This is a genomic window from Listeria sp. ILCC796 (assembly GCF_900186175.1).
In the GTDB taxonomy this organism is placed as follows: Bacteria; Bacillota; Bacilli; order Lactobacillales; family Listeriaceae; genus Listeria; species Listeria goaensis.
This window is the reverse complement of record NZ_FYBV01000001.1, coordinates 151,950-169,480: the sequence shown is the minus strand read 5'-3', so window position 1 is coordinate 169,480 and position 17,531 is coordinate 151,950. Positions and strand designations below refer to the sequence as shown.

General features: G+C 39.8%; 14 protein-coding genes. 1 reads left to right on the top strand and 13 read right to left on the bottom strand.

Going from position 1 to position 17,531, the window contains the following annotated elements:
• Positions 1 to 20: 20 nt before the first annotated feature.
• The 12 genes from guaA to CFS04_RS00775 all read right to left on the bottom strand — a co-directional run bounded on the left by guaA (position 21) and on the right by CFS04_RS00775 (position 14,263).
• Positions 21 to 1,577 carry a glutamine-hydrolyzing GMP synthase gene (gene guaA, locus CFS04_RS00830; protein ID WP_088808707.1) on the bottom strand — a complete coding sequence of 519 codons (1,557 nt, stop codon included), beginning with the start codon at positions 1,575 to 1,577 and terminating at the stop codon, positions 21 to 23.
• Between the two features lie 121 nt (positions 1,578 to 1,698).
• Positions 1,699 to 2,094, bottom strand: coding sequence for a PTS sugar transporter subunit IIB (locus CFS04_RS00825; protein WP_088809064.1), 396 nt, complete (start codon positions 2,092 to 2,094; stop codon positions 1,699 to 1,701).
• A 1-nt stretch (position 2,095) separates the two neighbouring features.
• Complete coding sequence (locus CFS04_RS00820) at positions 2,096 to 2,404, bottom strand: putative quinol monooxygenase (RefSeq protein WP_088808706.1); 309 nt, start codon at positions 2,402 to 2,404, stop codon at positions 2,096 to 2,098.
• A gap of 12 nt (positions 2,405 to 2,416) precedes the next feature.
• Positions 2,417 to 3,241, bottom strand: a complete 825-nt coding sequence (gene nadE, locus CFS04_RS00815) for an ammonia-dependent NAD(+) synthetase (RefSeq protein ID WP_088808705.1) — start codon at positions 3,239 to 3,241, stop codon at positions 2,417 to 2,419.
• Between the two features lie 58 nt (positions 3,242 to 3,299).
• Positions 3,300 to 4,790 carry a nicotinate phosphoribosyltransferase gene (locus CFS04_RS00810; protein ID WP_088808704.1) on the bottom strand — a complete coding sequence of 497 codons (1,491 nt, stop codon included), beginning with the start codon at positions 4,788 to 4,790 and terminating at the stop codon, positions 3,300 to 3,302.
• A 124-nt stretch (positions 4,791 to 4,914) separates the two neighbouring features.
• The gene (tagD, locus tag CFS04_RS00805) at positions 4,915 to 5,298 is read right to left on the bottom strand and encodes a glycerol-3-phosphate cytidylyltransferase (RefSeq protein ID WP_088808703.1); all 384 of its coding nucleotides are present in this window, start codon (positions 5,296 to 5,298) and stop codon (positions 4,915 to 4,917) included.
• A 17-nt stretch (positions 5,299 to 5,315) separates the two neighbouring features.
• Positions 5,316 to 6,452 (bottom strand): CDP-glycerol glycerophosphotransferase family protein, encoded by a 1,137-nt coding sequence (locus tag CFS04_RS00800; RefSeq protein ID WP_159457870.1) that lies wholly within the window; start codon positions 6,450 to 6,452, stop codon positions 5,316 to 5,318.
• Positions 6,453 to 6,514: 62 nt separating this feature from the next.
• Positions 6,515 to 7,540 (bottom strand): ribitol-5-phosphate dehydrogenase, encoded by a 1,026-nt coding sequence (locus CFS04_RS00795; RefSeq protein ID WP_088808701.1) that lies wholly within the window; start codon positions 7,538 to 7,540, stop codon positions 6,515 to 6,517.
• Complete coding sequence (locus tag CFS04_RS00790) at positions 7,533 to 8,246, bottom strand: 2-C-methyl-D-erythritol 4-phosphate cytidylyltransferase (protein ID WP_088808700.1); 714 nt, start codon at positions 8,244 to 8,246, stop codon at positions 7,533 to 7,535. Before CFS04_RS00790 ends, CFS04_RS00795 begins: the two co-directional genes overlap by 8 nt.
• Before the next feature lie 97 nt (positions 8,247 to 8,343).
• On the bottom strand, positions 8,344 to 10,914 hold the full coding sequence (locus CFS04_RS00785; protein WP_159457869.1) for a YfhO family protein: 2,571 nt from the start codon (positions 10,912 to 10,914) through the stop codon (positions 8,344 to 8,346).
• Between the two features lie 65 nt (positions 10,915 to 10,979).
• Positions 10,980 to 11,966: a hypothetical protein gene (locus CFS04_RS00780; protein ID WP_088808698.1), complete on the bottom strand. Its 987-nt coding sequence runs from the start codon at positions 11,964 to 11,966 to the stop codon at positions 10,980 to 10,982.
• The gene (locus tag CFS04_RS00775; protein ID WP_088808697.1) at positions 11,963 to 14,263 is read right to left on the bottom strand and encodes a CDP-glycerol:glycerophosphate glycerophosphotransferase; all 2,301 of its coding nucleotides are present in this window, start codon (positions 14,261 to 14,263) and stop codon (positions 11,963 to 11,965) included. Before CFS04_RS00775 ends, CFS04_RS00780 begins: the two co-directional genes overlap by 4 nt.
• 214 nt (positions 14,264 to 14,477) lie before the next feature.
• Between CFS04_RS00775 and galU the strand changes: the two genes are divergently transcribed.
• On the top strand, positions 14,478 to 15,386 hold the full coding sequence (galU, locus tag CFS04_RS00770; protein WP_088808696.1) for a UTP--glucose-1-phosphate uridylyltransferase GalU: 909 nt from the start codon (positions 14,478 to 14,480) through the stop codon (positions 15,384 to 15,386).
• A 107-nt stretch (positions 15,387 to 15,493) separates the two neighbouring features.
• On the opposite strand, the gene CFS04_RS00765 is transcribed toward galU, so the two are convergent.
• Positions 15,494 to 17,497 (bottom strand): SH3 domain-containing protein, encoded by a 2,004-nt coding sequence (locus CFS04_RS00765; protein ID WP_117584596.1) that lies wholly within the window; start codon positions 17,495 to 17,497, stop codon positions 15,494 to 15,496.
• Positions 17,498 to 17,531 lie beyond the last annotated feature (34 nt).

The following is a 17,531-nucleotide window of genomic DNA, read 5'->3' as shown; positions in this document are numbered from 1 at the left end:
AGCTTGAATTCACCTGTACATTACTCCCACTCCACCGTCGCTGGTGGTTTACTCGTCACATCATACACAACACGATTCACGTGCTTCACTTCATTCACGATTCGCACGGAGATTTTCTCCAGCACGTCCCACGGGATGCGCGCCCAGTCGGCTGTCATGCCGTCGATGCTTGTTACGGCGCGGAGGACGACAGTGTGGTCGTATGTGCGGCCGTCACCCATGACACCCACGCTTCGGATGTTTGGTAGGGCTGTGAAGTATTGCCAGATTTCGCGTTCAAGACCGGCATTTTTAATTTCTTCTCTTAGGATAAAATCGGATTCGCGGACGATTTCTAGTTTTTCTTCCGTCACCTCACCGAGTACGCGAATACCGAGGCCAGGACCTGGGAAGGGTTGGCGCCACACAATTGCGTCTGGCATACCGAGTTCCGTTCCGAGTGCGCGCACTTCGTCTTTGAATAGCGTATTTAATGGCTCAATCAATTTAAATTGCATGTCTTCTGGAAGACCGCCAACGTTGTGGTGCGATTTAATTGTTTGCGCCGTCGCTGTGCCGCTTTCAATGATGTCCGTATAAAGCGTACCTTGCGCTAGGAATTCTACGCCGTCTAGTTTGCTCGCTTCATCATCGAATACGTAAATGAATTCGTTGCCGATGATTTTGCGTTTTTGTTCAGGGTCTGAAACGCCTTTTAATTTGTCCATGAAACGTTTTTTGGCGTCAACCTTAATAATATTCATTTTGAACTCGCCTTGAAGGGTTGCCATAACTTGATCGGCTTCACCTTTGCGAAGTAAGCCATGATCAACAAAAATACACGTAAGCTTATCACCAATTGCCTTGTGGATCAAAACGCCGACAACGGAAGAATCGACCCCGCCAGAGAGAGCTAGGAGCACTTTTTTATCCCCAACAAGCTCTTGAATCTTTTTAATTTCGACGTCAATGAAGTTCTCCATCGACCAATCACCCTTACAACCGCATATGTTTAAAGCAAAGTTTTTAAGCAGGTCGTTGCCGTATTCTGAGTGGCGCACTTCCGGGTGGAACTGGACACCGTACATCTTTTTGTTTTCATCAGCAATCGCTGCAACCGGACAAGACTTGCTTGTACCGATAACGTCAAAAGTTGCTGGCGCTTCAACAACGAGGTCACCGTGGCTCATCCAAACAGTTTGGTCAGTCGGAATGCCAGCAAATAAATGGTTTGGAATTTCTAGATGTACATTTGCTTTTCCGTATTCACGGTCTTTTGCAGGCTCTACTTTACCGCCAAAATGTAAAGTCATTAGCTGCATGCCGTAACAAATACCTAAAATTGGAATGCCCATTTCAAATAAGCCTTCATCACAGCGGAATGCACCTTCATCATACACACTGTTCGGCCCGCCTGAGAAAATAATACCAGTTGGGTTAAGTGCCTTCATTTCCTCTACCGTAATCGTATGCGGGTGAAGCTCACTATATACACCAAATTCGCGGATACGTCGCGTAATTAATTGGTTGTATTGGCTACCAAAATCCAAAACGATAATTTTTTCTTGCTCTAGAAATTCTTTCATCTTTTTTTCCAAAACCACCTTATCTATAAAATTAAGCCGAGATAGTCGGCTCAAACCACAAAATAAGAAAAGGACAATCGCTTGCCCTTTCATTCTTCTTACATTTTAACGTCTTGCGAGGAAAGTTGCAACCCTAGATTTCACCAGTGAGCCTAAGCGCCTGCTCTAAAATTTTCGCACCTTCCATGCGACCAAACGCAAGCGAATCAATTTTTGCACTTGGAATCCCGATTTCTCCCAAAACTTTCTCCACTTCTTTATACATGTAACTCACTTGCGGGGCAACCAAAACGGCGTCCACTTGCTCCTTAAAGTCGCGAAAATGCGCACTCGTAATCGCCGTCACCGGACCCATGAAAAACACAACATCACGATCTTTATTTTTTTGGAAAAAATCAGCTTTCAATTTTACGTCCTCCGGGAAAAGCAAAGCGGCGTCTAAGTTTTGTTCTTTCGCGCTTTTTACAACATATTGCGCCATTAAGCCAGAAGTCGCGCCGCCCGCGCAAACAATCATAATCGTTTTCATTTTATAGCCCTTTTCCACCAATAATATCGAGTTCCTTATTGCGTTCCACATTTGCAATTAGCGGCATTGCCCGTTCGATTGCAGCCTTCGTTGCCGGGTTTTCAAGCGAAGCGCGGTGGTGCCCTTCGTCCGTCCAAATTTCGCTCACGTAAACAATATTTTCATCTTGTTCAGATATGCCAACGATGTAAGAAAGGCAAGACGCCTCTTTTTCGAGACCAGCGGCACTTTCCAGTAAAATTTCTGCAAGCGCTTTTTGCTGGCCCGGGTGAGCAACAAACGTCGTGAATAGTCCAAATCCCATCTTCATTTTGCATCCCTCCTATTTCCAAAAATCATCAAATATTGTAATCGCCATATGACGTTTATGCATAGATTTTGTGTACCAAGCTTCGATTTTTTGTGCAGCATCTTCTGGGACTGCGCGCCCTTCCAAGTAATCATCAATCTCATCGTACGTCACACCAAGCGCCACTTCGTCCGGCAAAGCGGGTTTATCGTCTTCAAGGTCCGCTGTCGGTGCTTTTAAATAAAGATGTTCAGGACATCCTAGTTCCTTAAGGAGAGCCTTACCTTGTCGTTTATTGAGGCGAAAAAGCGGATTGATATCCGTCCCGCCGTCCCCGTATTTCGTATAAAAACCAGTAACAGCTTCCGCAGAATGATCCGTCCCAACGACCACCCCTTGATACATCGCTGCAATGGAATACTGAGCCTTCATGCGCTCGCGCGCCTTTTCATTTCCTTTCGCGAAATCGGAAAGTGTTACGCCAGCTTGCTCTAGAGTGATGACGCTCACATCGACGGCAGCTTTAATGTTAATCGTAATCGTTTTGTCAGGCGCAATAAATTCGAGCGCATCCGTGCGGTCAGCTTCATCGATTTGCTTGCCGTACGGTAAGCTTACGGCGATAAATTGGTAGCTCGAATCGTTTGTTTCGGCGCGCAATTCGGTAATCGCAAGTTGGGCTAGTTTGCCAGCTAAGGTGGAGTCTTGCCCAGCGGAAATTCCAAGGACAAGCGATTTTAAAAACGGATTTCGCTTTAAATAGGCCTTTAAAAAGTCAATACTCTTCCGAATTTCTTCTTGTGGGTTTATTTCCGGTAAAACGTGCATCTCGCGTATAATTTGTTCTCTCAACATCAAAATCCTCCTATCAAAACAGCGACCTACTTTTAGACAAAAAGAAAGCCGCTCGTGTTTGTTAAAATGGTATATCTAAATCAACTGGTGAATGAAGCTGCACGCTTTTGCGCACTTTCTCGATGTTGCGCATCTTATTTTTCCAGCACTTCACGCTTAAATCAACTGGGTATTGTTCTGGACGAATCGTACGCTTGTATTCATCCCAAAGCAGCGCCAGGTTATCCTCTTTATATTGCTTGATTTCCTCTAAAGTCGGCATCTCATAGACAAGCTCGCCGTCCTCAAAAATCGGCACAAGTAGCTCGCGCGCCGTAAAATGCTCCACCGTTTTCGTAATGTAAGTATGCACCGGATGGAACATCGTAAGCTCCTCCACCCCGTCCAAAGATTCATCGGAAAGCGCCACATAGTCACCTTCTGCCTTCAAGCCTTCGTCCGTCGTGATGATACGATACACGGTCTTTTTACCCGGGGTGGAAACTTTTTCCGTGTTGCTCGACAGCTTAATTGAATCCTGCAGCACACCGTTTTCGTCCGCGATGGCCGCCATTTTGTAAACCGCACCAAGCGCTGGTTGATCATATGCTGTAATTAGTTTTGTGCCAACACCCCATGAATCAATTTTCGCTTTTTGTGCCTTCAAAGATAAAATCGTATGTTCATCTAAATCGCTCGACGCAAAAATTTTCACATCCGGAAACCCTGCTTCATCTAACATTTGGCGTGCCTTTTTCGACAAGAACGCCATGTCCCCGCTGTCCAAACGAATCCCCATAAAATTCACCTTATCACCTAGTTCCTTCGCCACCCGAATCGCATTCGGTACGCCTGATTTCAGCGTATCATACGTGTCTACGAGGAAAATAGCATTTTTATGACTCTTCGCATAACTTTTAAATGCTTCATACTCATCTCGGTACGCCTGAACCATCGCATGCGCCATTGTTCCTGAAACTGGAATGCCGAAAATTTTTCCAGCGCGCACGTTACTTGTGGAATCACAGCCGCCAATATAAGCCGCGCGCGTTCCCCAAATTGCTGCGTCCATTTCTTGCGCTCGCCGCGTGCCAAATTCAGCTAAGCTTTCCGCTTCCACAACCTCACGAATTCGCGCCGCTTTGGTCGCAATTAAGGTTTGGAAGTTCACAATATTTAAAAGTGCCGTTTCAATGAGCTGTGCTTCCGCTAAGCTCGCTTCCACTTGCACGATGGGTTCTGTTTTAAAAACAAATTCACCTTCGCGAACGGAACGAATGTTGCCTTTAAATTTAAAGTTTCGTAAATACTCTAAAAACGGGCCATCAAATCCTAGTTCATCGTGTAAATAGGTGATGTCGGATTCTGTAAAACGCAAATTTTTCATATAAGCAATAATGCGCTCTAAGCCAGCAAAAACGACAAAGCCTGAATCGAATGGCATATCGCGAAAGAAAACTTCGAATACGCTTTTACGCTCATGCAAGCCGTCATCAAAATACGCTTTCATCATATTAAGTTGATACAAATCAGTATGTAGTGTTAAACTGTCGTCTTGATATAAGTTCGTCATCGTTCTCTCCTATCCTCATTTGGAAACGAATTTAATAACCCCATCATAGCACAAAACGGGGTGTGTTACTACTTCCGTGAATTTTTGAACGCAAAAAATCCTACGCAAAAATGGGCGTAGGATTTTAACTTAAATCATCTTTAATTTGTGTCGTTGAAATGCCGGTCGTTCTTGGTAAATAAATGACTTCACAGTAATCTTTTAGGAAGTCAAATTCGCCGCGCCAATCGTCCCCCATCACGAAAATATCAACGTCATGCGTTTTGACGTCGTCAATTTTTTGTTCCCATGTTTTTTCTGGGATAACTTCGTCTACGTAACGGATGGCTTCTAAAATCAATTTTCTGTGCGGGTAACTGTGATAGGCTTCTTTATGTTTTAGCGCGTTAAATTCGTCCGTTGAGACGGCGACAATTAAGTAATCGCCAAGGGCTTTTGCCCGCTTTAAAAGTTCAATGTGACCCCAGTGGAGCAAATCAAACGTGCCGTAAGTTATCACTTTTTTCATCGTACGTCCCTCTTTTTTTAAAGATTTTTTTTAATAAAAGAAACAAGTTTTTCGCTTGCATTTCCTGTCGAGTACTTGTTCCAGCTTTTTTTAAACGCCTCAATTTGTTCGGCATGCGCAGCCTCCGCTAAAATAGCGTCTGAAAGCGCCTCTGTCGTCTGATACGGCGTCCCCGGAATTAGATCCAAGTAGCCTGTGACAAGACCGCGTTCGCTATCATACGTCTCTAAATCTGGCGTGTAGAAGTACACTGGGCGGTCAAGTAGCGCAAAATCAACGGGGGTGGATGAATAATCTGTCACGAGAATGTCGCTTCCAGCCAAGACTTCCTTCATTGATTCTGCTTTCGGTACAATGCGTACAAAATCATCTTCTGGTACGTCAAGTTGACTCGCAATTGCGGGATGCAGTTTTAACAGCAAGACGTATTCGCTCGCCAATTTTTCGCGCATCATTTCCACATCGATGAGCAATTTGGCCGCACCAAGCTCATTGTCCCGGTATGTCGGAGCATATAAAATTGTCTTTTTATGATACTTCGCGCGGTAGCGCTTATGCACCCTCATGACCTCTTCTTTTTGAAAAAAGTAGTCTGTACTTGGCACTCCGATTTTGAGCAGCTTACTGTCGTCTAACAAGAAAGAGCGTTTGAAAATGTCAGCCATCACATCAGATCCCACGACCACATGAGTGAACGCCGCGTAGACGCGTTTAAATCGCGTCTGTTCGGCAGCTGTCCGTCCCGCAACACTTTTATCTTCCCATGCAAACTTTTTGAGTGCGCCACTCGCATGCCAAATTTGTACGCAGATTGTTCCTTCTGCCCATTTCATCACAGCAAGCTCGGGGAAATAATTATCAACAAGGACAACTTTTGCCGTGCTCATATGATAAATGCGCGACACCAATGTTTTTGTTTTCATAGGAATCATTCGCATAAAATTTTGAGCGATTTTTGTTGTGTCTAAACGTGGGTCATAAAAAACAATTGTTTCAGGTGTCACTTTTAGTTCCACCATTTTTTTGGAGATTTGTTCTGGGCTATCGCTAAACGTAATCAGCATAACCACTTTGTTTTGCCGTTTAAACATGCGACAAAGGAAGGCGATTACCTTGACGAAACACATGTATACAGAAGCTAAAATACGCTTCATTTTCATCACACTCCTTATTCTTTGTCCCTTTTATAAAAGCGCCGCACAGCGACGCCTTTTTCTTATATGTTCCACGACATGACCGTTTTCCCCCACGGGCTTCGTAAATCGGATTCGAACGCTTCAATGACATCTTGAATACTGCGAACATCATGGATTTCACCGACTAAATTGGCTAAGTATTCCACAGCGCGTTTATTTTCATTTAAAAAACGAACGGTTTCTTCAAAGTCAACACGACCACTGCGGCTACTACCGTAAACGGTAAGCCCTTTTTCAAGCACCATGCGTGTATTAAACTCAATCGGATATTCTGAAACACCGAGTAGCGATATCGTACCTTCTGGTTTGATGAGGTCAATAATTTGGCTGACCGCGTACTGGCTGCCTCTGCCTCCCGCACATTCAAACGCTTGGTCAATAACAAGCCCTTCCGGAATCTCGTCAATATTATAGGCACCGTCTACAAACGAGAAGAAATCCAGTTTGTACGGTGTTTTTCCAAAAATATAGACCTTCGCATCTGGGTACTTATCTTTTAAAAGAAGCGTCATGATGAAGCCTAAGTTGCCATCGCCCCAAACGCCGAAAGACGAGCGATTTTGGTCGGCGCGTGAATCAAAGCGAAGTAGCGCATGAACAGCTACTGAAATGAGCTCTGAAAAAGCGGCAACTGACATGTCCATATCTTCTGGTAACACCACAAGACGGTCCCGACGCATGAAAACATTGTCCTGCATGAGTCCATCAAAACCGCTTGAACGGAATTTCGTTGAACGCAAGTAGTTTTCTGCAATGACGGGGTCAGTTTCAACGGGTGTATTAGGAATCATGACGACTTTTGTCCCAATAGGAAATTCTTTTTTAGCATCATAAACGACTTCTCCGACACCTTCATGAATCAGTGCCATTGGAAGTTTTTTCGCTAAAATTTCTTTTCCGCGTGAACCAGTATAATAGCGCTGATCGGCCGCACAAATCGAAAGATAAGTTGGGCGAACAACAACGACATCTTCCGTCAATGTTTCATCAATGTTCGCGACTTCGAATTGTCGTTCAGACACGAGCCTGTATACTTGATTAATCATTATTTATCCGCTCCTGTATAATGGCATTCGCTACTTGCAAATCGTACGGTGTCGTAATTTTAATATTAAAAATTTCACCTTTTACTAAACTCACTTTTTCACCAGCTAACAGACAAATTTTACAAGCATCCGTTAAAATTTCTTTTTGCTCGGCAGAAAGCGCGTTGTAGTGCCCATAAATCATTTTCATGTTAAAACTTTGCGGCGTTTGACCTTGATACATCACATCACGAACCGGAATATCTGTAATAAATTCATGGTTGGTCGATTCAACAATTGTATCCGTCGCCGTAATTACTGTATCTACTGTGCCGTATTTCAAAGCCGCATCAATATTTTCTTCAATAATTCGGTGCGTTAAAAATGGACGAACAGCGTCATGTGTGATTAAAACATCTTCTTCATTTAAACCGAAATTCTTCTCTACATAACGAATTCCGTTCATAATCGTTTCATTGCGGTCGGTACCACCTTCAATGACAACAACTCGGTCATCTTGAATATGTTTTTTTAGGACATCTTCTGTGTGGTTCATCCACTCTTTTGGTGAAGCCACAAAAATCTTATCAAAACGTGCATTTAAAATAAATTTTTCAACGGTATGCACAATAACGGGTTTACCGTTAAGCGGTAAATATTGTTTTGGCATACTCACATTGCCCATCCGGGTACCTTTACCCCCAGCAAGAATTTCAGCATAAATCATTTCTTTATTCTCCTTTATTTCTAAAGTTTGAAAGCTCATACAGCTATATTGTAACACAAAAGATTGTAAAAAGAAGCTATCCATATTCACGCGAGTCTTACGAACGTTTCGCTCTAAATCTTAACCAGATCAATAGCGCACTACCTGCTAGTAGCGCAAGGAATCCTGCAAAAAGACCAGGTTGTCTGTAGCTCAGCTCAATTTTATTTTTCCCTTTAGGCACTTCAACCCCAATAAAACTCTTGTTATAAAGTGGCGTTATTTCAGTTTTTTCGCCATTTACTTTGGCACTCCAGCCTTTGCTATACGGAATTGTAAATTGGACAGTTTCTTTTTCTTCTGCTACAAAATTTGTTTCTAGCTGATCTTCACGTATTTTTTCTACATGTACGTTACTTTTTTCTAGGGCATTCACTCGATTTCGGAACATTTCTAAATCCAGTTTAGCAAACTGTAAACCACCGATGTTTTCCACCGCGTTTCGAACTACAAAAGTAACGGTGGTCACCCCGCTTTTTTGTTCGCCAAGATTAATAATATGCGGCGCTACCTCAAAGGTAGAATGTGACACTTGTTTACCGTTTACATAGATTTGTAAAGGCGTAGCGCTATTCACGATTCCATTTAATGACAGGTAAAGTTGCGAAGGTTTTTGGATTTCAATTTGTGCTTCCAATTTCCCTTCCGTGACGTGTTGATTTTTTTGGAGCGTCAAAACATTATTGTTTCGCGTCACTGTTAAATCTTTTGCCTCCCATTTTACTGGGGTCGTCATTTGGAAATACGGTAACTCACTTCCTTTTTTGGAAAAAAGTAGGTTTTGCTTCTCAAAGTAATTTAGCGACGGATCATCAAGTTTACTGCTAACCGCTTGATAGTCCACTTGCGGAATGTAGGCTAAGGAAAGCGCGTTTTGATTTTGATAAACGTCGTAAGAAGCAGTTTGCATGACCCGCTTAAAACCCTCTTTTGTAATCTGGCTATTTTTAGGTTGTATGTTGTATGCCACGCCAAACAAGGAGTCGGTAATTAAAGTGTTCCCTTCGTAGCGTAACCACACCATCGAAGGTGTTGTTAAAAAGCCTAGTTTCCCTAGATTTTGGTTCAGTTGCTTATGCGTAAGTGTATTGTAATTGGTTATGCCATTCAAACCATAGCGGAATGAATCATTATTTCGAAACGGCTGTTGACTTGTAAAATCCATTCTTGAAAAATCGCTACCGCCAACTTCCGAGACAATCGCTGTTTTTTCTTTATCAAATTGGTTGTATTGTTCATACGTTTCAGCCGGGTAGACGCGATTTGTTTGATAGGTGTTCATCAGTAAGTCCGCTGCAACGAGTAACACTAAACACGAAATAGCGATTTTTTGATATTTCTCGAGACCAATCAGGCCAATCGTCAAGCAAATAAGCATAGCCGCATTGATAACTAAAATTTTTCTAGAGATGATTTCGCCATTGTTCAAGTAAAGCAGTACAAATAACAGCAGCAGAGCAGATAAAACGATTAAGATTTGATACATTTTCAAACCTGAAAATACATCGATACTTTTAGCCGCCATGACAACTGCAAAGGCCGAAAAGATGAAAATATAACGATATGGCCATCCGTTTGGTTCCGCAAACCCGTGGAAAACATAGTTCATTCCAACACTTTGCGTCGCTATAAATAATACGATTAAAGCGGCTAACCACAACAACTTCGTTTTCAATAAAATAGTGCGATTTAAAAAGAATAACACAGCTAATAATAAAATAAAGAGGCCTACGTAAACATTGGGCGCATTTTGATTCACATCCACAAGTGGATACTGAACGCCCGTTAAAAATTTGCTTAACGTATTGATTGGTTCTGTTAAATCAAACTTAAACCATTGAATAGCCTGATCCTTTTTTGGTGCAGATAGCGTTTCTAACACTACTGGCACAACAATTGGTGCCGCTAATAAGGCAGAAATAATTCCCGATGAAACGAAATGGAAAAACTTCTTCCAAAAAGAAATCGGCTTTTCCCCGAGCTCAAAAATCCGAACAAGAAAATATAAGAATGCCCCGATACAAGCCATATAGCCAATATAAAAGTTTGTAACAAGAGCATATGTAATACCAAAAATGAATATTCCAGATTTTCCATCTTGAATAAGTTTATCTACCCCAAGCATAATAATGGGGAAAATATAAACTACATCCAGCCACATAATATTCGATTGATAAACAACTATAAAACCTGATAGCGCGTAGCTAATAGCAAGCGGAATTGTCCACCACGTCATCTTTTTAAATGTGTTTTTTAAATAGATTGCCATGAATAATCCTGCAAGACCTACTTTAATCCAGTAAACAATTTGAATCAGGTATACTAATAAGTCCTTTGGGAATAACGCGATGATGAAAGCAAATGGGCTCATCAAATAGTAGCCTATTATCCCGAGTGTTCCTACACCCATGCCACCTTGAAATGTAAATCCCCAATTCGCTTTTCCGTAAATCAAATCATGCAGTAGATAGTGAAATGAGATATACTGGCTTTTCAGATCGGCAGCCAGAAACGTTTTTGTTCCCCAAAAAGACATGCTGTTTAATGATTGTGCAATGATTACTAACAAAATAGGCAAAACAAAACTAATGCCATATATCCACTTTTTATTAAGTTCTTTCGTCTCCATATTTATCCCCTCAGCCATAAAGAGAAGCTAGCTAGTTTTTTAGCTAACTTCTGTTTGATATTGATTTACTTGCTAAAAAATAGTTCATTACATTTTTGTAGTTCTTTATCAGAATTTGCCCGCACAGCTTTATACAATGCATTCGTTGTTTGACGGTAAAAACGCAAGTAGTATTGTCTTGAATTAAAATGCATTTGATCAAATAAAAATGTACTAAATTTCAGATATGTTTCGACAAATAATGGGTCGCTCTTTAAATTTTGATAATTTTCGATTGGAACTTGCACGAAGAAATAACCAAGTGAAACTAAATCAGAAACAATTATTTTATCTAATTGCTCTAGTTTTTTCAGTAAACTGGTTAAAAATGTTTCCGCTTTTGCTACTTCATTTTTGAGAATGAGTTGCTGGAAGTACGGGCCAATTTGCTCCCGAACTAAATAATTCAAAGTATTAATATTATACTTTTGATTAAGCAAACGAATATGGCTATGTTTCTCCTGCCGCATCTTTAAAAACGCATACTTCTCAAAAACTTGTTCCACATCCACTTCAGCTAATTCTTTTTGGAAAACATCATCTTGAAATTCTAAGATTTTTTGTTTAACGATACTTTGATTTTTCGAAAGCAATCTAAACATTAACTCCTCAAAATTGTCGTGGCCATCAAGTTCACTCGCTGCACTCAAAAGTTCTTTTTTACGAACCAACATAAAATGATAATTTTCTTCAAAGATTAGAAAGGGCTCTTGTTCGAGATAGCTAGGCACAGAAAGCTCTACTTCATTGATATAGTTTAACCCTTCTTCTAACTCTGTTTTTTCATAAGAAAAGTTCTTGACTTCTTTTAAAAAGACAGGGTTTTTTTGAAAATAATGAATGTCTGCACTTGCAATAACTTCCTCATAATTTTTAGCGAAAGTCATAATTTGAGAAGTTACGATGTCCGATTCATTTCCATTTAAAAGGATAAATTCGCCTTCAGCTGTATTTAATTTCGGAAGTGCTTCTTGAACACGTTCCTCCGAACTCACTTGGATAATTGAAATCATGCTCTCCCCCCTTTATTATCTATAAAAGTTTCAATAAAGCGACGGGTGGATTGACCATCAATACTAGACATAAATTGCTTTCTAAATGAAACTAATTTCTCATAATCATATTGATCCAATTTGATAGCTTCAACCAATCGATCTGTTGTCTTGTAAATATTCCCGGGAATCATTTCCTCATAGTTGAAATAAAAACCGCGTTCATCAAAATAATTATCAATATCATAAGCAAAGAAAAACATAGGTTTATTCATAATGCTATACTCGAAAATCACTGAAGAATAATCTGTTATTAGAACATCACTAAATAGCATTACGTCATTTATATCATCTGTTGAATCAATCATAATAATAAATGGATCGTCTAAATCAATATTCATGGTGATATTTTTAATCATCGGGTGAAATTTTAAAATTAAGACGTATTCATCGCTCAAGCAGTCGCGCATTTTTTTGACATCCATGACAACAGAGAAATTCTTCCGCTCGTCTGGTCCTCCCCTAAAGGTTGGCGCATATAGAATGGCTTTCTTTTCGCGTAAAATCGGATATTGCTTCCGATAAACTTCCTCGATATATTCTTTATAGTCATGATCAAAAAAGATATCTGTCCTAGGCACACCAATTGGAAATATTTGAGATTCCTTTTTGCGAAACGCCTCTGCATATTGCGGGACAATCGCTTCTGAACTCGTTAAAACGGCAGAGTAAGGCGAATGCGCTCGCGCTTCAAATTCTTCAGTGTTTGAATCATCGGCTTCTAATGCGCTAAAGCCAAACTTCTTAAAAGCCCCTGCCGCATGCCAAGATTGAATAACATTAGTTCTTTTACTGAACTTCAATCCATAGATTTTATTGTAATAATCATCTAAAACAATATTCTCAGCACGCCCCAACACATAATAAAGCTGTAGTATTTCTAGCCAACTTCGCTGTTTATTCAAAAAGACAAAAATTCGTTCAGGTCGATTATTTAAAAACATAAAGTCATAAATCGCTAATAAATTGCCTTCAAGCTTCACGCTTCTTTCTGTTGCAAGTACAAGATAATCTTTTTTCGGCAAAAAACTCACCAATTTAAATAAGATTCTTCGCGCAAAACCATTTACGAGGCGTGGCGTTTTTAATTTCGAACGAATAATAAATCGGTTAGAAATTCTCTTCGCTTTTTTCCAGTTGTCTTCATCTATAATACTAATGGTCGCTTGGTAGTATACAGGATAGGTTTTGATGAAAGCATCCTTCGCCTCTTCTCTTTGTTTTGCCCACAAGTAAGTAATTAGTTTGCGGAAAGAATCCCTAGCTCCCTTTCGAATATAGTTTGCTCGGTCCATCGTACTATACATAAGAAAATAACGGAAAGATGGAATTAAGTTTAAAAACTTATCCGATTTTGTTTCAAACCAATTTAAAATCATCGTATAACAGGTGTTTTGAATGTCAACATCTTTACTTTCTGTTGATGCCTTGAGAGCAGCCCACAATTCAACACTAGAAACACGTTTATAATACTCCAACGCAATATTTTCAGGCGTCTTACTGTTTTTAATTTCTTTCTCCCCGTAATCAAAAACATCAAACACAGATTGCAAAATACGCACAGGATCTTTATAGACTGATTGTGTTAAGGACTCACCTTCACCGTCCCTCAAACGGTAGTAATAAACCACTTTTTCTACCGTATAAATATTTTCTGCATTCAGCAATGCATGAAGTACGAATGGCTGGTCCTCTCCGTATCTAATTGTTTCAGGAAAAAAAAGGTTTTCGATTAATTGGTGGTGATATAATTTAGCACACGGCCCTATCGAATAAAACAATTCCGGATTTTTGAAAATCGTTTTACTCCCCGGTTTGGCAATATTGTGTTCCACATGAGAAGGAATAAACCATTCTTTCTCTGAATTAAACCGTTTAGTTGCCCCTGTAACTAAATCAGCATTATTCTTAACTGCTGCTTGATACATTAAATCAAGCGCATTATCAGGAATAATGTCATCGCTATCTACAAAACAAATATACTCTCCTTGAGCCTTTCGAAGACCATGATTCCGAGCAACTGCTGGCCCCGCATTTTCTTGTTGAATAAGTTTAAATAGTTTATGGTTTTTGATAAAATCTTTTACAATTTCAATTGTTCTATCTGTTGAACCATCATCAATAAGTAAAACTTCATAATTATCAAATGTTTGAGCTTCAATACTTTTTAAAGTTTCTAAGATGACTTCTTCCACATTGTAAAGCGGCACGATAATACTTATTGCGACTCTTTTGTTTTCAGTTACTCGCATGTTCATAAAATATTATTCTCCTAACTAAATGGCATATCTTGTTTAATTTTAGCTATTAAATTTATGGATGTCAATTCCAATTCGATTTTCTCCCGCGCATGTTAGCTTCCGCCAATCTATTTCTACGCTTATCAGTACAGAAATCAGTCTTGCTATTCTGCATCAATATCGTTTATAATGTTAGGAGGCAATGAAGTACATATTTATTGGAGGTTTCGAGATGAAAGTAAGAAAGGCTGTTATTCCAGCTGCAGGATTAGGGACTAGATTTTTACCTGCTACAAAAGCTATGCCAAAAGAGATTCTACCTATTGTAGATAAGCCTACGATTCAATTTATTGTTGAAGAAGCGATGGCCTCAGGAATTGAAGATATTTTAATTGTTACAGGTAAGGGAAAACGTGCGATTGAAGACCACTTTGACTCTGTTCCTGAACTTGAAATAACATTACGAGAAAAGAACAAACTTGAATTACTCCACCTTGTGGAAGAAACAACAAATATTAACTTGCATTTCATCAGACAATCTAAACCTAAAGGGTTAGGTGACGCCATTTTACAAGCAAAGGGTTTTGTTGGTAATGAACCTTTTGTTGTCATGCTTGGCGATGATATTGTTAAGTCTAAAGTTCCTTGTGTGAAACAACTTATCGACCAGTATGAGCATACTCATAGTTCGGTCATTGGTGTTCAAACAGTTCCACACGAAGAAACATATCGTTATGGAATTATTGATCCTGCTGATAAGATGAGCGATCGTTTATTTAATGTAAAAGGTTTTGTTGAAAAGCCTGATCCAAATGAAGCACCATCTGATTTAGCAATCTTAGGTCGTTATTTATTGACACCTCAGATTTTTGATTATTTAGCAACACAAGAACCCGGCGCTGGTGGAGAAATCCAGTTAACCGATGCGATTAATCGCTTAAATGAAATCCAACGTGTTTTCGCGTATGATTTTGAAGGGCAACGTTTTGATGTTGGTGATAAATTCGGTTTTATCGAAACAACAATGAAATTTGCTTTAGAACACCCTGAAATTAAAGATAACGTACGTCAATTAGTCGATAAGCTTTATCTTGAAATGCATAAAGACGATAAGGCTACAAGCAAGAAAAAGAATTCTTAATTCACAACTATCGTATAGAGAAGGATCGGAATCCCGACCTTCTCTATTTTTGTTCAAAAAAATCCTCAAGGTATCGACTTATCGTCTCCCCCTTGAGGATTCACTATTTATTTACTTAAATAAACTTCGGGAATGTAACCTTTTAAATTATTGTAGGTCACATATAACCAACCATTTTTAGTTTTACTTAAATCTACAGCCACTTTTGCTCTAGCAGGAATCACACCAACAACGGCAGAATTCCAGTTACTATCGGCTCTTAAATTAATCGCATTTATCGCATAGTAAGCTGTATATTTATTCTCTTTTGAAACATATGCCTCAGACAAATATCCTGATTTCCCAGCATATGTCATGTAGGCCCAACCATTTTTCTCTTTAGAATCATTAATTTGCACTTTTTCACCAGCTGGCACCACGACACTAATCGCAGAACTCCAATTGCTGTCAGCGCGAACATTTAGCAAATCATTAGCATAAGCATAACGAATCGGATTCGTTGTTTGCAAATACGTCCCCGGCAAATACCCTGCAACACCTTTATAAGTGATATACCACCAACCATCTTTGGCTAAAGCAGAGTTTACAGTTACGGCTTCACCAACCGGAACAGTTGTGGTGACGTTTGAATCCCAGCTACTATCTGCCCTAAGATTCAAATTATCCTTGCCATAGTAAGTGGCAATCGGGTTTGTAGTTTGCAAATAACTTCCTGGCATGTATCCTGAAACGCCGTTGTACGTAACATGCCACCAGCCATCTTTAGCGAGCGCACTGTTCACAACAACCGCTTTTCCTACCGGTACTGTTATCGCAACTTTTGAACCCCAATTGCTGTCAGCTCTTAAATTAAGATCATTTTTCCCATAATAGGTTTTCAATGGGTTTGTATCTTGAAAATAAGCAGCTGGAATATAGCCAGAAATGTTTCCAGTACTCGTGACATACGTGACATATGACCAACCATTTTTATTCTTTGATGAGTTAGCCACAATAGCTTTCCCTGCCGGAACAACGCCAGATACGCTTGAACTCCAACTAGAATCAGAACGTAAATTCAAGTTATCTTTTGCATAAACCGTTTTAAAGGTGTTCTGTGTTTGAATGTATGCATAAGGAATATATCCAATCGTTCCATTATAATTGACATACGCCCAGCCATTCTTACTTTTAGCTGGATCAACTTTCATCGAACCACCAATTTTAATTGTTGCTACCGTCTTGGAAGACCAATTTGCATCCGCTCTTAAATTAATTGGCGAAGAAGCATAGTAAGTTACATCCATACGATCATATAAATACTGAACCAATTGGAAAAACTCATTAAATGAATAGTTCCATCTTGAAAAGTATCCAACCGGATCACTGTGTGTCGTACCACCTAGGTAACGTGATACAGCGTCATGAGACCAAACCGTTCCACTACCTGTATTATGGGCATTTACTGGTGCTAAATTATACTTCTTTAAAATATAAGCTGCATAGTAAGCATCGTTATAAACAGAGCGGTAAAAGCCATCTGCTGTTCGTTCACGTACTAGCTCAACTTGCACAAAATATGGATTTGCTTTCGGTCCAGCTCCCCAAACTGCATAATCAGTTGGATGGATTTCGATAATTTGATTATGATCTACGAACGTATGGACAAATGCATTTTGCCAATTGTTCGTCATATAGTTGATTTCTTGCGTAATCGTTGAATTATCATTAGCCGTTTCATGAATAACAATACCTCGAGGCTTCCCAACACCATCCTGATAAGCAAAGCGATCAAAATTCTTGATTTGTTGTTGAATAGTTGCTTTCGGATAGTTTTGGTTAATGATATGCTGATTTAGCGTAGAAAGAGACGTCGCGGATACTCCTGGAAGTGCAGAACGAAAAAGCATTTGGCCCTGTTCTTCCTCGACAGGCTTTTGCTTATTCTCATCTTTTTCTTCCTCAGTTTGTTGTTTTGGGGTATACACCTTTTCGTTAACTTCTTTATCTAAAATTTCATTTGCTCCAATACCACTGTCCCCAGATTCTGCTAAAACTTTCTCCGGATTCACAAAAAATAACATCAGAGAAAATATTCCAAGCAGAATAACAACCCAATTTCTTTTTTTCATAGCGCATCCTTTCTATTATTAAATTTGTAATCAA

Bases quoted from the DNA above. Each gene is read 5' to 3' on its own strand.
- CFS04_RS00825 (WP_088809064.1), bottom strand. From the start codon at position 2,094: ATGAAAACGATTATGATTGTTTGCGCGGGCGGCGCGACTTCTGGCTTA.
- CFS04_RS00820 (WP_088808706.1), bottom strand. From the start codon at position 2,404: ATGAAGATGGGATTTGGACTATTCACGACGTTTGTTGCTCACCCGGGC.
- CFS04_RS00810 (WP_088808704.1), bottom strand. From the start codon at position 4,790: ATGACGAACTTATATCAAGACGACAGTTTAACACTACATACTGATTTG.
- tagD (WP_088808703.1), bottom strand. From the start codon at position 5,298: ATGAAAAAAGTGATAACTTACGGCACGTTTGATTTGCTCCACTGGGGT.
- CFS04_RS00800 (WP_159457870.1), bottom strand. From the start codon at position 6,452: ATGAAGCGTATTTTAGCTTCTGTATACATGTGTTTCGTCAAGGTAATC.
- CFS04_RS00795 (WP_088808701.1), bottom strand. From the start codon at position 7,540: ATGATTAATCAAGTATACAGGCTCGTGTCTGAACGACAATTCGAAGTC.
- CFS04_RS00790 (WP_088808700.1), bottom strand. From the start codon at position 8,246: ATGATTTATGCTGAAATTCTTGCTGGGGGTAAAGGTACCCGGATGGGC.
- CFS04_RS00785 (WP_159457869.1), bottom strand. From the start codon at position 10,914: ATGGAGACGAAAGAACTTAATAAAAAGTGGATATATGGCATTAGTTTT.
- CFS04_RS00780 (WP_088808698.1), bottom strand. From the start codon at position 11,966: ATGATTTCAATTATCCAAGTGAGTTCGGAGGAACGTGTTCAAGAAGCA.
- CFS04_RS00775 (WP_088808697.1), bottom strand. From the start codon at position 14,263: ATGAACATGCGAGTAACTGAAAACAAAAGAGTCGCAATAAGTATTATC.
- galU (WP_088808696.1), top strand. From the start codon at position 14,478: ATGAAAGTAAGAAAGGCTGTTATTCCAGCTGCAGGATTAGGGACTAGA.
- CFS04_RS00765 (WP_117584596.1), bottom strand. From the start codon at position 17,497: ATGAAAAAAAGAAATTGGGTTGTTATTCTGCTTGGAATATTTTCTCTG.